The organism is Methylotenera sp., assembly GCF_029945705.1.
GTDB lineage: Bacteria > Pseudomonadota > Gammaproteobacteria > Burkholderiales > Methylophilaceae > Methylotenera.
This window is the reverse complement of record NZ_JAQSDC010000009.1, coordinates 1-14,323: the sequence shown is the minus strand read 5'-3', so window position 1 is coordinate 14,323 and position 14,323 is coordinate 1. Positions and strand designations below refer to the sequence as shown.

Below are 14,323 nucleotides of genomic sequence, written 5' to 3'. Positions count from 1 at the left end.
TCATCGTTTAAGTAATGGCTTAAGCTTTGGCCAAATGTTATCAAGAAGAATAGGTTGCCCTGACACATTTGGATGCAAACCATCGTCTTGAATTAGTTTCGGTTGGGCGGCAACATTTTCAAGCAAAAATGGCACTAACGAAACTTTATGCTGTAGGCTTAAATCAGGGTACGTGTTGCGGAATGCCTCTGTATATTTAGGGCCATAGTTAGGCGGTATTTTCATGCCGATTAACAGTATTTTTGCGTTGGCTTTCTTGCTTTGTGTAATCATGGTATTAAGGTTCTCAGTCATCTCTTTTACGGGTAAACCGCGTAAACCGTCGTTAGCACCGAGCTCAATAATAATGATATTGGGTTGTACTTTTGAAAGCGCTGTTTCTAATCTAGTTAAACCACCGCTGGTGGTTTCTCCGCTAATACTGGCATTAATCACATCGTATTGATAATGCTGATCTGCCAACTTTTTTTGTAAGAGTGCTACCCAACCTTGTGATTTCGGAATTCCGTATGCGGCAGATAAGCTATCGCCAAAAACTAAAATTTTCGGGTTTGCTGCGTTTGCCTGTGAAATGCATGCAACGAAACTTAAACTCAGTAGACTAATGCAAAGTAACTTTCGTAACCATAATTTAGATTGCACTGGTTTTGATTGTTTAAGTTTAGAATTTAGCTTTTTTAAAATTAATAATAAGTGGAAAAACATTGATGCAACAACCTCCTGCTATGCAAACAAAAATAAGCCAAGCGACAATAATCCAAGCACAAAATTTAACCTATGAATTCGTTAGTCATGATAACCATATTCAGGTTTTACGGGATTTAAATTTATCTATTTTTAATGGCGAGCAAATTGCCATTATCGGTAGCTCAGGTTCTGGAAAATCCACGCTACTGAGCTTGCTCGCAGGCTTGGACATTCCAAGTAGTGGCAGCGTTCAAATTCAAAACAAGCCATTTAGTGGTTTAGATGAAGACGGCAGGGCAGCAGTACGTGCCAAAAGCATGGGATTTATATTCCAGTCATTCCAGTTGCTACCATCACTCACAGCTTTAGAAAATGTCATGCTGCCTTTGCAATTGAAAGGCCAAGCTAATGCAAAAGAGCTGAGCCTTGAGGCATTGGCTAAAGTAGGTTTGAGCGCGCGCGTGCAACACTACCCGAAGCAGCTTTCAGGTGGCGAGCAACAGCGCGTGGCTATTGCGCGTGCCTTTGCCACTCAACCAGCCATTTTGTTTGCAGATGAGCCTACCGGGAATTTGGATAACTCAACAGGACAAATCATCATTGAGCTGCTATTTAAAATGAATATGGAGGCGGGCACGACTTTGGTTTTAGTGACACATGATGTGCATTTGGCAAACCGATGCCAGCGTCAGATAAAGCTTGAAAATGGCGTGTTGACTGAGCAAACAGATTTGGTTGCAGTATGAATTTAAGTGCTAGATTGGCTTGGACACAAACCCTCAGTTTGTGGCGTTCTGGCGCGTTGCGAGTGCTGATTTTTTCCTTAGTTTTAGCGGTTACTGCCATTTCTGCGATTGGTTTTTTTACGCAACGCGTAGAGACTGCCTTAAATCAGCAAGGCGGCTTGCTGCTCGGTGGCGATATTGCTGTGATTGCAGACCATGCTATTCCCGATGCTTTGCTAGATAACGCAGAAAAACAAGGCATAGCTACAGCTAAAACTTATGAGTTTTCTAGCATGGTGGTATTTGGTGAAGGCAGTCAACTAGCTGAAATCAAGGCGGTTGAACAAGCCTTTCCGCTAAGGGGTGATTTAACTTTAGGTAAAGATGTCGCTGATGTTGGATTGGTAGTCAAAACCTCACCGAAGCAGGGTGAAGTTTGGATAGAACCCAGATTGGCAAACTTACTGAATATTAAGGTGGGGGATGATGTTGAGGTAGGTGAGCGCAAGTTGCATGTAAGTGCAATATTGGTCCGCGAGCCATCCCGTGGGGGCGACATGTTTGGCTTTGCGCCGCGCCTAATGATGAATGCCGCTGATTTGCCTTCCACCAAGTTGATTCAGTATGGTAGCCGGGTTAAGTATCAGTTGTTACTTGCAGCTAGCCCAGAAAAAATCAATCAATACAACGCACAAAACAAGTCGTCATTAAGCCGAGGCGAGAAGATACAAGATGTGCGAAATGCGCGCCCGGAAATTAAATCAGCCTTAGATAAGGCGCAACAATTTTTAGGCTTATCCGCTATGGTCAGCGTGATTTTAGCCATGGTCGCCATGTTGCTTTCCAGCTTACCCTATATCAAACAAAGTCTTGATACCTTTGCCTTAATGCGTTGTTTTGGCGCATCAAAAAGTACGGTGTTGCAAGTGTTAGCCATACAAACCATTTTAATTGCATTTTTTAGTGCTTTGTTGGGTGTGTTACTTGGGTTCATAGCGCAGTTTGGTTTGGCAACATTAGCGGGCAGTTTGTTTTTAGAGTCACTTCCACCAGCGTCTAGCACACCTGTATTGATAGGTTTGGCGGCTAGTATTGCTATGATGTTTGCAGTGGTGCTGCCGCATGCATGGCAAATGCGTAACTTAACTGCCATGAATATTTTACGGCGTGAAACGCTGGCTCAACCAATTTCAGCACAAGCTAAGTTTCTTCCCGCAGCATTAGTGATGTGTGCGATGATTTTTTGGCAAGCGCGTGACGGTAAATTAGCGGCTTCGACGATTGTCGCTTTAGTATTACTTTGCGTGGCGATTGTAGGTCTTTCTTATGTATTAGTCACTTTGGCAAACCGTTTATTCATGTTGTCGCCAAAAAGTCAGGTGCTAAACGATATGAAGCTTGGCGTGCTGGGGCTTAAGCGCCGATTTGGCTTATCTACCGTGCAGATGATAGGTTTCAGCATGGGCTTGATGGTGCTGATGTTATTAGCATTGATTCGTGGCGATTTAATCCGCAACTGGCAGGCATCATTACCCATAGATGCGCCTAATCGCTTTATTATTAATATTCAGCCTAGCCAAATCGATGGCGTTAAACAGTTTTTTCAGAAACAGGAAATCACAGGCGGAAGCATTTTTCCTATGGTGCGCGGTCGTTTGATTAGTAAAAACGGTAAAGAGATTAACGCAACACAATGGCAAGATGAGCGCGCTAAACGCCTTGCTGAGCGTGAGTTTAATTTGTCTTGGGCTGCTCAAATGCAAAGTGACAATCAATTGTTGTCAGGTCGCTGGTGGACGCCCAAAGAGTACGGCAAGCCATATTTATCTATAGAACAAGATTTGGCAAAAACACTAGGAATTCAGTTAGGCGATAAGCTTATATTTGATGTAGCTGGTGATCCTCTTACGCTAACTGTCACTAGTCTTAGAAAGGTAGATTGGGATACGATGCGTGCGAACTTCTTTGCGGTCACACCGCCCGGCGTATTAGATAATTATTCTGCAAACTACATTAGCAGTTTTCACTTGCCCATTGGTACAGATGCGGCGATGAATCAACTGATACGAAGCTACCCTAATCTGACCGTGATTGACGTTGCCGCACTTATGCAGCAAGTACGCGGCATTATGCAAAAAATGAGCAGTACCATAGAGTATGTGTTTGCCTTTAGCTTGCTTGCTGGTTTAGCGGTGCTTTATGCTGCTTTAATCGCCACGCGTGAGGAACGCATTGCCGAGGCTACACTGATGCGAGTTTTTGGCGCATCTCGTCGTCAAGTGAGTATTGCTTACATTGCAGAGTTTGCTTGTATTGGCTTGGTGTCCGCGTTGATTGCGACTGTTGCCGCTAACCTGTTGGCTTACTATATCAGCGCTCAGATATTAAATATTCCGTTTCAGTTTAATGCAACGCTTGCACTAGGAATTACGCTGATTGCTGCAATTGTTATTCCGCTAGCCGCTTGGCTAGGTTTGCGCGGATATTTGAATGTTCCAGCAAGGCAGTTACTCAACAGTATTTAATTAAAATGGTTATATACAACCATAAATTGGTTGTATATAACCAATAATTGGCTGTATGTAACCAATTATTGCGTGTACAATTTTTAATCTATCTCGGTATTAATCTTTACTATTTGATTATATTGAGTATTTTATAAAATTAAATTCTAGGAATGCATTTTGCTTATTTAATGCGGTGAAATATATCTAACCTAGGGGATAACATGCAAATTTCGTTACAACAAAAAAACATGAAGCCAAAACTAATATTGGTCGCAATTCTAGCTGCTTATGCAATGCCTCAAATGGTGATGGCTGAAAATAAAGCCGAAACGATTGAGCTTGGCAAAGTTGAAGTGGTGGGTGTTACTCCGCTATCCAGCCTTGGTGTGCCTATCGATCAAGTGCCTTCAAATGTTCAAGTCGCTAAAGGCAAAGACATTCAAAATCAGCAAGGTTTGAGTATTGCTGATTATATGAACCAAAATATGGTGGGCGTAAATATTAATGAAGCCCAAAATAACCCATATCAACCTGATGTCAACTTCCGTGGCTTTACTGCTTCACCTTTAGTTGGAACCCCTCAAGGCTTGTCAGTTTACCAAGATGGCGTTCGCGTGAATGAGCCATTTGGTGATACGGTGAACTGGGATTTAATCCCACAAAATGCAATTTCCAGCATTGCGTTGATGCCTGGCTCTAATCCGCTATTTGGTTTAAATACCTTAGGTGGTGCAGTTTCAGTACAAACCAAAAGTGGCGAACATAATCCAGGCGGCGGCGTGCAAGTGTCTGGCGGCTCATGGGGTCGTTGGGCGGTTGAAGGTGAGTACGGTGGTAAGTTGGATAACGGCGTAAGTTATTTCTTTGCAGGTAATAAGTTTGAAGAAAGCGGCTGGCGTGATAGCTCCCCATCTGATGTATTGCAAGGTTTTGGTAAACTAGGTTGGAGCAACGAAAAAACAGACGTCGATATTAGTTTTACTGGCGCAGACAATGAGCTGACAGGTAACGGTTACCAGGCTCAAAGCCTATTGAATACTTTTGGACGTGAGTCAATTTACACTAAACCCGATATTACTAAAAACAAGTTGCTTTTTGTGAACGCAAAAGTTAGCACATGGTTGAGCGATGAGTTTTTGTTAACTACTAATGCATATTATAGAAAAAACCGCACTAGCTCTTACAATGGTGACTTGAGTGATGATTGGGCTGCGCTTGGTGATGATGAAGGTGTCATTAACCGTGGACATGTTAATCAAAAAGGCTATGGTCTCGGCAGTCAGTTAACTTGGGTGACAGATAAAAATCAGTTAACAGGTGGTGTGAGCGCAGATTTATCTCGCATTAACTTTGAACAAACTAGTCAACTATTCAGTACATTCGATGCTGCTCGCGGCGTGGGTGGTACGCTTGATGATGTAGAGCAAGATGTTTTGCTAAAAGGTCGCAGTCGTACATGGAGTGTATTCGCTACGGATACCTACAATGCTACATCTAAGTTAGCATTAACAGCTTCGGCTCGTTACAACAACACTCGTATCAATAATAGCGACGATATAAATCCTGTTGCAGGTACATATAACCCAGTGACAGGTGCTGGCTCCTTAACTGGTTCTGATACTTATAGTCGCTTCAATCCTGCTGTGGGTTTAACGTATAGCATGATGCCTGAGCTAAATATGTATGCTGGTTACAATGAAGGTAATCGCGCACCCTCAGTGATTGAGTTAGGATGTTCTGATCCAAACTCGCCATGTCTTTTGCCTAATGCTTTAGCTGGTGATCCACCACTCAAACAGGTGGTTGCTAAAACATTTGAGGGTGGTGTCCGTGGTAAGTTTAGTGATATCGCTAAATGGAGTTTGTCTGCATATCGAGCAACCAATTATGACGATTTAATATTTATTGCATCTACCTCTACAACAGGTGCTGGGTACTTTAATAATGTTGGCAAAACGCGTCGTCAAGGTATTGACTTAGGTTTGAGTGGCGAGGCTGGAGATTTCCGTTGGTCAGCTGGCTATAGTTATATTAAAGCGACCTACGAAAGCAGCTTTGATATTGCTAGTGATGTTAACTCATCAAATGTAGGTGGTGTAATTACCGTGAATCCAGGTGACAACATTCCTGGTATTCCAAAACATCAGTTGAAATTACGTGGCGAATGGAGTGCCTTACCGACTTGGACAATTGGTGCAAGTGCTGTGTTCTTCTCAGACCAATATGCACGAGGAAATGAGAATAACCAACATCAAGCTGATGGCGTAAACTTTTTTGGCTCAGGTAAAATCGGTGGTTACGGAGTATTGAATTTAGATACACGTTACACACTTCCGAATACAGGTTGGCAAGTGTTTGCTAAGGTAAACAACGTGTTCGACCGCGATTACTATACAAGTGCTTTGCTTGGTCAGAGTGGCTTTGATGCTAATGGTGCTTTTGCCAACGGTAGTGGTGCGAATGAGACCTTTCTAGCACCTGGCGCACCTCGCGCTGGTTGGGTGGGTGTGCGTTATGAATTTGGTAAACCAAAATCAAGCGCATCAACTGCTGTAGATGTAGATTAATTGAGGCGGTTTAATTGCAATTAGCGCATCTTATCTCTGGGCAAGCCTCTGCAATGTTAAAGCAGCAATCTAAATTATTGATTGTTGAAGATGAGGTGTTGTTTGCTAGAGCGGTGATGCGTCGATTGCAGAAAGCTGGTTATGAGTGTGCGCATGTTGAGAGTTTGCAAGATGCGCGCACCATATTTAAACAGTTTTCACCAGACGTTGTATTGCTAGATATGCGTTTGCCTGATGGTAATGGTTTAGATTTGCTGGCTGATTTAGTCGCTAAAAATGTGGCTGTGATTGTGATGACAGCGCATGGTGAGATTAGCGATGCAGTCAATGCTATCAAACAAGGCGCAATCGACTACCTAAAAAAGCCGATTGATTTAGAAGAGTTGTTGTTATCTGTTCAAAAGGCTGAGGCTTCAGCGATTCAAAGCAATAGCTTAGATTATTCCCGTCAACGCAATGCGCATGCAATCGATGGTGTTGAGTTGTTGGGTGATAGCCCTGCTATGCAAAGTGTGAACATGCAAATTCAGCGTATCGCTCAATTAGTTGCTGCCGATACCGTGCCGCCTACCGTATTAATTAGCGGTGAAACGGGTACAGGTAAAGATGTTGCTGCGCGCCTGTTACACTTATCTTGTCAGGTCAAAGGTCAAAATAACGATAAGCCGTTTGTGCATATTGATTGTGCATCATTACCGCCAGACTTAATGGAAAGTGAACTATTTGGACACGAGAAGGGCGCTTTTACAGGCGCCACAGCCACGCGCCCGGGTTTAATAGAAGCGGCAGAAGATGGTACGCTTTTTTTAGATGAAATTGGTGAGTTGCCTTTAGCCTTACAAGCTAAGTTGCTCAATGTGCTTGAGCGCAGAATGGTGCGCAGAATCGGTTCAACCAAAGAACGTGCCGTGCCTGCACGGTTTATTGCCGCTACCAATCGCGATTTGCATGAAATGTCGCTGACTGGTGGTTTTAGACAAGATTTATATTACCGCTTAAACGTCATGAGTATTGCCATGCCACCACTGCGTGAAAGGGCTAGTGATAGTTTGATGTTGGCCAAGCATTTTGCCACGCAGACTTCGAGGCGTTATGGTTTAGCATCGCCAGTTTTTTCTGCAGATGCAGTTGCTATGATTAAAAGTTACGACTGGCCTGGTAATGTACGTGAGTTGCGCCATCAAGTGAGCCGTGCCATGTTGTTGTCTCATCAAGGCAATATCACTGAAGTTGATTTAGCGCTTCCCATGAACAGGACGCTGATAGAGGCTAATCAGCACGCAGCAAATACTATGCTTAACTCACAGGCCACACTGGATGAGGTTGAGAGAGCTGTTCTATTAAAGGTAATGGCTGAATCAGATAATAATGTATCCAGAGCGGCGCGTAAGCTCGGTATTACCCGTATGACAATGCGTTACCGCTTAGAAAAACATCAATTCAACATTAAAACTGAAGAATAACTTTTAATAGTAATTTGTTCTTTAGATAAACCTTCAGAAGATTTATCAGTTAACTCCCGATAAGATTTCACACTGACGCCACATTCTCAAATGACGGCAAAGCCCCTGCGTGGTATGATTTGGGCAAATTAAAACTGGAAAAATATCATGCAAATTGGGACACCATTAAGCCCTAATGCTACTCGCGTTATGTTGCTCGGTAGCGGTGAATTGGGTAAAGAAGTGATTATTGCATTGCAACGATTAGGTGTAGAAGTGATTGCGGTAGATCGCTACAAAAATGCGCCTGGTCATCAAGTGGCACATCGCGCTTACACTATCGATATGACTGATGATAAAGCTTTGCGTGATTTAATCGCCCAAGAAAAGCCGCATTTAATTGTGCCAGAAATTGAAGCCTTAAATACCAATACGCTTGTAGATATTGAGTCTTCTGGCATTGCAACAGTAATTCCAACTGTTAAGGCCGTACAGCTCACAATGAACCGCGAAGGTATACGTAGATTAGCCGCGGAAGAGTTAAGCTTACCTACCTCACCTTATGCGTTCGCCAGAAGTGAAGCTGAGTTGCAAGCTGCGATTGACGCAGGTATTGGTTACCCATGTTTTATTAAGCCTACGATGTCATCTTCTGGCAAAGGTCAGTCACGTATTACCAATGCTGGTGAAGTAAAAAGCGCATGGGATTATGCCGCTTCAGGCGGTCGCGTAAATCAGGGTGTGGTGATTGTTGAGGGGCAGATTGATTTTGATTATGAAATCACTTTGCTAACCGTACGTGCTAAAAATGCAACGCGCGAAACTCAAACCTATTTTTGCGAGCCAATCGGTCATGTGCAAGAAAAAGGTGACTACGTAGAAAGCTGGCAGCCTCAGGCAATGACTGCAGGTGCGTTGCAAGAATCTAAACGTATTGCAAAAGCGGTGACGGATAACCTAGGTGGTCTTGGCTTGTTTGGCGTAGAGCTATTCATCAAAGGTGATAAAGTCTGGTTCAGCGAAGTAAGTCCGCGTCCGCATGACACTGGTATGGTCACTATGGCAAGCCAACGCTTCAGCGAGTTTGACCTGCATGCGCGAGCCATTTTAGGTTTGCCAGTTGATGTTAGCTTGCGTGATGCCGCAGCCAGCGCTGTTATTTATGGGCAACATGAAACTACTAACTTAGTGTTTGATGGCGTTGAAGCCGCCTTAGCTGTACCGAATAGCGATATTCGCCTATTCGGCAAGCCTGAGTCTTTTGTTAAAAGACGTATGGGTGTGGCGCTCGCCACAGGTAAAGATACTGATGAGGCTAGAGGCCGTGCAAAATTGGCTGCTAGTTTAGTTAAACCTAAAGTAGTATAAATCGGTCAAACTCAAATGTTAGATAAAATTGAAGAAGCAGGTAGCAATAAAAGTACGTTCTTTGAACTGCTAGGCGGAGAGGCGAGCGGCACTGAAAATATTCGTCTTTTAGTAGAAACCTTTTACGACATTATGGAAAGCGACCCTAAAGCTGCACCGCTTCGAGCGATGCATCCGGCTGACTTAACCTCCGCGCGCGAGAAACTTTTTATGTTTCTGACTGGATGGACTGGCGGCCCACAGCTCTATATTGAGCGCTATGGACACCCGATGCTACGCGCTCGACATATGCCATTCCCAGTGGATGAATCTGCTCGTGACCAATGGATGTATTGCATGATTAAGGCCATGCATCAGTTAGATTATGAGGACTTGCTCATGAAAAGATTAGCTGAGCAGTTGTACGGTGTGGCTGACTTTATGCGTAATCGTGAGTAGTCACACTATTCCCGATTACGCATTTTTGTAAGTCTTTGTGTAGTTTTAAACCTAAGTATTTTGAATCACAATATTCGGGAATTTTCCGCTGTGATCTAAACTGGTATTAGCAATTTTAATTGCAGCTTTACGTGCGATTTCTTTGTAAATATTAGCGATTTTAGAATCTGGTGTGGCAATAACTGTAGGTTTTCCACTGTCTGCCTGTTCGCGAATCGTGATATCTAAAGGTAAGCTACCAAGTAGATCTACGTTGTAATCTTTGCTCATTAACTCACCGCCGCCTGCACCAAAAATATGTTCTTCATGCCCACAGTTGGAGCAAATATGCGTACTCATGTTTTCGACGATGCCTAAAATTGGGATGCCGACTTTTTCAAACATCTTCAAACCTTTACGAGCATCTAAAAGCGCGATATCTTGTGGCGTGGTAACAATAATTGCGCCAGTTACAGGAATCTTTTGTGCGAGCGTCAATTGAATATCGCCAGTGCCAGGTGGTAAGTCTACGATTAAATAATCTAAATCGCGCCATTTTGTTTCACGCAATAACTGTTCTAAAGCACCTGTCACCATTGGCCCACGCCAAACCATCGGCGTATCAGCATCAATTAAAAATCCAATCGACATCGCTTGTATGCCATGTGCTTCCATCGGATCCATTGTTTTGCCATCTTTACTCTCTGGGCGGCCACTAATGCCTAACATTTGTGGCTGACTTGGGCCGTAGATATCTGCATCAAGCAAACCAACAGTCGCACCTTCTGCAGCTAGCGCTAAAGCCAAATTGACTGATGTGGTTGATTTACCCACGCCACCTTTGCCTGATGCTACCGCAATAATGTTCTTCACGTTCGGCAATAAAGTCACGCCTTGCTGGGCTTTATGCGCAACGATGCGGCTACCAATGTTAACGGTTACGTTGCCAATGTCTGGCAAACCTTTAAGCGCATTGCTCACCAATGCTTGCACATCATCCATCACAGATTTAGCAGGGTATCCAAGCACAATATCAACGCTGACATCGTTACCATTGATTTGGATATTTTTAGCAGACTTGCTACTGATAAAGTCTTTGCCAGTATTCGGGTCTATGCAAACTTTTAAAGTGCTTTGGATAAGTAATTCTGAAATTGCCATTGCTTAATTTCCTGATTGAAAAGTTAAATTCTTAAATTGAGAGAGTTTTACTTGAGTAAATAGATAAGGTATTTTAACTGATTGTGTGGTGGAATGTATTAAGTAGCTTTGTGGATTATAAAAAAATAGCCTAACTGAAAATCTCAGTCAGGCTATTGATTAGTTTTAATTTAGTTAATTTTAGTACGGTCAGTCAGTTTAACCATATCATTCATTACTCCTTGTAAGCCGCCATACACATTGAGCGATTTAATCTGCCCCGTGATTTTCTCTAAACTTTCCAATTCTTTTAATCGTAACAAAATTGGGTTGCCTTCCATCACTTTAGCTGTGTTGTGCAAGCTACGGGTAGCTTGTGTTTCTTCACGGCGACGAATGACATTGGCTTCGGCTAATTTTTCAGCCTCAACCACTTGTGCCAAAATGGTTTTCATTTCACCTGGCAACACAATATCGCGAGCGCCTACAGATTTAACCGTAATGCCGTACTCTAAAGCTTTGCCTGCTACAATTTGCTGCACTTGTAAATTAAGCAAGTTTTTATCTTGCAATAATTGGTCTAACGTTTGGGTAGAAACCACTGTGCGCAAGGCTAATTGCATTTCACGATATAAAAAATCTGTGTGGTCAGCTAAGTTTAAGCGCACTTTCTCTGCATCGGCAATCTGCCAAGTTGCAGATAAGTTAATGCGTAAACTGACTTTATCTTTGGTCAAAATTTCTTGACCATTGATTTCCATATTTTGCAAACGCATGTCGTACAGCTTGGTTTTTAACACACGGCTAAATTTCCACCATGCATAAGTACCTGTGTGTAATGTTTCAGTTACTTGACCATTCACATCTAAAAAGCTCACATAGCCTTCGGGTACGGTCACCGTATAAATTGCGTTTCCTGCGGCTTTACGAAGCTTTTCGCTTTCTGCCCCTAGCATTAAGGCTGCTGTACGCTCATCAATTTTAAATGATGTGCTAATGTTTACCTTTTTAACATGCGTTGCACGTACACCTTTCCAAAACGCACCTCGTTGGTTTGGCAGCTTAATATCCATCAATTTATTGGCTTCATACACCAAACCAATCTCTTCTACCTCTGTTTCCCAAGTGTCTAAGTAAGGGGTAAATTTGCTCGAATTGGCTTCAGCTAGCATGAGCAAATCTTCAGCCACAATTTCTCTAGCCGCGCCATTTGCAGATACGATTTTTACAGTGTATTGCTTTCTAAAGTCCCAAAAGTGATATACGCCTTTATCCAAAACGCGTTCAAATTGTTGTTCTTTAAACAATAAACCTCGTTGATTTTCTTCAATCACTACTTTTTTTCTAAACATATTATTATCCATTCTTATCAATAAAAGTGGTTTGCCCCACTTGCCGTTAAGCAATATTATTTTTATGTCTTGGGGTTGCATTTAACTGACAAACGCGCGCGCAAAGCATAGGTTTGAATAGATTTGTAAGACTATTTTCACCACAATACTGTTTAACATCAAGGTGGTGTTGTGAGACCAATCACTTCGATGAATTGCTAAAACAGCTAGCAATATCCTCGTCACTTTTAGCCACGCAACGCCAATGGGGCGTACCGTTTACTACATTTTTAACACTGAATCGGATTTGAACCGAGGCCTTGCGGCTTACCATTTAAAGCACCGTGTAAGGGTGATTTCACGGGTGGATTCGAACCACCGACAATCGGGTTTCCCCGAGGCTCTACCAAACTGAGCTACAGTGAGTTGGTGCGGCTAGCTGGATTCGAACCAACGACGCACGGATGTTGTATATCCGTTGCTCTACCAGACTGAGCTATAGCCACCATTATTTAGTTATCTTGTTGATTGATACACAGGCTTAAAAACTTAAGCTGTGTCAGGCTGGCTTTTTGAACCAGCACCGCTAAACAACAATATTCACTAAATTCTTTTTTGAGCTTACGCTCTAATTTTTACTAACCTTTTACACACACTACTTGTTTTAATGTATGTACAATTTCCACTAAGTCACTTTGTGCTACCATCACTTTCTCAATGTCTTTATAAGCACTTGGTGTTTCATCAATCACGCTTTTATCTTTACGACACTCCACGCCTTCTGTGGCTAGATTATGCTCGGCTAATGACACACGACGCTTCGCTTCTTCTCGGCTCATCAAACGCCCAGCACCGTGGCTGCAGCTACAAAAGCTATCTGCATTACCTAAACCACGCACGATGAATGATTTTGCACCCATGCTGCCTGGAATAATCCCCATTTCGCCTTTTTGCGCACTCACTGCACCTTTACGTGTCACCCATACATCGCTACCAAAGTGATGCTCTTGGCTAATGTAGTTGTGGTGGCAATTCACTGCTTCTAAATGCGCCGTAAATGGTTTATCAATCATTTTTTGCATAGCAGCTAATGTGCGTTGCATCATTACTTGTCGATTCACTTTGGCAAAGTTTTGTGCCCACCCAACAGCTTCTACGTAATCTTTAAAGTTTTGGCTACCTTCAGGTATATAAGCCAAATCTTTATCGGGCAAGTGAATAAACCAACGTTCCATATCTTTTTTTGCGCGCTCTATAAATTCAGAGCCAATTTTGTTACCTACACCACGTGAGCCACTATGCAACATTACCCATACATCTTGGTTTTCATCCAAACACATTTCAATAAAGTGGTTACCTGACCCTAGGGTACCTAAATGCTGCTTGTTGTTAGTGTTTTTCAAAAACGGATGCTTTTCACATAAGTAGTTGAATTGCGCATCTAATGGCAACCAAGCCTGCATCACGTCTTCAGGCAAGTTGTTCCAGCTACCTTTATCGCGGCCGTGCTGAAAGTTTGCAGAACGACCATGCGGCACATTTTTTTCAATTTCATGGCGTAAGTTAATGAGTGATTCAGGTAAATCGTTTGCAGTTAAACTGGTTTTTACAGCCATCATTCCGCAACCTAAATCCACGCCTACCGCAGCAGGAACAATTGCGCCTTTGGTTGGAATCACGCTACCAATCGTTGCGCCTTTACCCAAATGCACATCAGGCATAATGGCGATGTGTGAATGAATAAAAGGCAAGCCAGCCATATTCAGCACTTGTTGTTTGGCATTTTCATCAAAAGTGACGCCGCGTGTCCAAGACTTCACTAAACTGTTTTTGTTCGTTGTAGTTTTTCCTGTTAGCACTTCATAAGTTGTTTGCATCATATTCACCTTGTTCAAGTTAATCTGGTCCGAATGGAAGGATTTGAACCCACGATCTCTTGCTCCCAAAACAAGGGCGTTACCAAGCTACGCTACATTCGGTATTGCATAGTAATTAGCAACTACAATGCCAACTTTTTTATAATTGACTATAAATTTATTTAACTATTTGATAATTAATAATAAAATTTATTTTTATTAAAATATTTGGGGCTGTCCTAGATAACACATAAAATGTTATAAGGATGGCATGAGAAAGAGC

Annotated in this window: 10 protein-coding genes and 2 tRNA genes; 6 read left to right on the top strand and 6 right to left on the bottom strand. The window is 42.6% G+C overall.

Features of this window, described 5'->3' with window-relative positions:
* A complete protein-coding gene (locus tag PSU78_RS03240; protein ID WP_300384179.1) occupies nucleotides 1-642 on the bottom strand; it encodes an arylesterase in 642 nt (213 codons plus the stop codon).
* Between the two features lie 65 nt (nucleotides 643-707).
* On the opposite strand from PSU78_RS03240, the gene PSU78_RS03235 reads away from it, so the two are divergent.
* From PSU78_RS03235 to PSU78_RS03210, 6 genes are all read left to right on the top strand, one after another.
* Nucleotides 708-1,433, top strand: a complete 726-nt coding sequence (locus tag PSU78_RS03235) for an ABC transporter ATP-binding protein (RefSeq protein ID WP_300384176.1) — start codon at nucleotides 708-710, stop codon at nucleotides 1,431-1,433.
* Nucleotides 1,430-3,937, top strand: a complete 2,508-nt coding sequence (locus tag PSU78_RS03230) for an FtsX-like permease family protein (protein WP_300384173.1) — start codon at nucleotides 1,430-1,432, stop codon at nucleotides 3,935-3,937. The genes PSU78_RS03235 and PSU78_RS03230 overlap by 4 nt, the downstream gene beginning before the upstream one ends.
* Before the next feature lie 203 nt (nucleotides 3,938-4,140).
* Nucleotides 4,141-6,486, top strand: coding sequence for a TonB-dependent receptor (locus PSU78_RS03225; RefSeq protein ID WP_300384170.1), 2,346 nt, complete (start codon nucleotides 4,141-4,143; stop codon nucleotides 6,484-6,486).
* 14 nt (nucleotides 6,487-6,500) lie between these two features.
* Entirely contained in the window at nucleotides 6,501-7,949 is a 1,449-nt protein-coding gene (locus PSU78_RS03220; protein ID WP_300384168.1) for a sigma-54 dependent transcriptional regulator, read from the top strand.
* Between the two features lie 147 nt (nucleotides 7,950-8,096).
* Nucleotides 8,097-9,296 (top strand): formate-dependent phosphoribosylglycinamide formyltransferase, encoded by a 1,200-nt coding sequence (gene purT, locus PSU78_RS03215; protein WP_300384165.1) that lies wholly within the window; start codon nucleotides 8,097-8,099, stop codon nucleotides 9,294-9,296.
* A gap of 15 nt (nucleotides 9,297-9,311) precedes the next feature.
* Nucleotides 9,312-9,734, top strand: coding sequence for a group II truncated hemoglobin (locus PSU78_RS03210; protein ID WP_300384162.1), 423 nt, complete (start codon nucleotides 9,312-9,314; stop codon nucleotides 9,732-9,734).
* Nucleotides 9,735-9,785: 51 nt separating this feature from the next.
* Here PSU78_RS03210 and apbC read toward each other — a convergent pair whose 3' ends face one another.
* The 5 genes from apbC to PSU78_RS03185 all read right to left on the bottom strand — a co-directional run bounded on the left by apbC (nucleotide 9,786) and on the right by PSU78_RS03185 (nucleotide 14,163).
* A complete protein-coding gene (gene apbC, locus PSU78_RS03205) occupies nucleotides 9,786-10,874 on the bottom strand; it encodes an iron-sulfur cluster carrier protein ApbC (RefSeq protein WP_300384159.1) in 1,089 nt (362 codons plus the stop codon).
* Nucleotides 10,875-11,044: 170 nt separating this feature from the next.
* Nucleotides 11,045-12,205, bottom strand: coding sequence for a slipin family protein (locus PSU78_RS03200; protein ID WP_300384156.1), 1,161 nt, complete (start codon nucleotides 12,203-12,205; stop codon nucleotides 11,045-11,047).
* Between the two features lie 406 nt (nucleotides 12,206-12,611).
* Nucleotides 12,612-12,690, bottom strand: a tRNA-Val gene (locus tag PSU78_RS03195).
* A gap of 132 nt (nucleotides 12,691-12,822) precedes the next feature.
* Nucleotides 12,823-14,064: an RtcB family protein gene (locus tag PSU78_RS03190; protein WP_300384153.1), complete on the bottom strand. Its 1,242-nt coding sequence runs from the start codon at nucleotides 14,062-14,064 to the stop codon at nucleotides 12,823-12,825.
* A 22-nt stretch (nucleotides 14,065-14,086) separates the two neighbouring features.
* Nucleotides 14,087-14,163: transfer RNA gene (locus PSU78_RS03185), tRNA-Pro, on the bottom strand.
* Nucleotides 14,164-14,323 lie beyond the last annotated feature (160 nt).

Bases quoted from the DNA above. Each gene is read 5' to 3' on its own strand.
- PSU78_RS03235 (WP_300384176.1), top strand. From the start codon at position 708: ATGCAACAACCTCCTGCTATGCAAACAAAAATAAGCCAAGCGACAATA.
- PSU78_RS03230 (WP_300384173.1), top strand. From the start codon at position 1,430: ATGAATTTAAGTGCTAGATTGGCTTGGACACAAACCCTCAGTTTGTGG.
- PSU78_RS03225 (WP_300384170.1), top strand. From the start codon at position 4,141: ATGCAAATTTCGTTACAACAAAAAAACATGAAGCCAAAACTAATATTG.
- purT (WP_300384165.1), top strand. From the start codon at position 8,097: ATGCAAATTGGGACACCATTAAGCCCTAATGCTACTCGCGTTATGTTG.
- PSU78_RS03210 (WP_300384162.1), top strand. From the start codon at position 9,312: ATGTTAGATAAAATTGAAGAAGCAGGTAGCAATAAAAGTACGTTCTTT.
- apbC (WP_300384159.1), bottom strand. From the start codon at position 10,874: ATGGCAATTTCAGAATTACTTATCCAAAGCACTTTAAAAGTTTGCATA.
- PSU78_RS03200 (WP_300384156.1), bottom strand. From the start codon at position 12,205: ATGTTTAGAAAAAAAGTAGTGATTGAAGAAAATCAACGAGGTTTATTG.
- PSU78_RS03190 (WP_300384153.1), bottom strand. From the start codon at position 14,064: ATGATGCAAACAACTTATGAAGTGCTAACAGGAAAAACTACAACGAAC.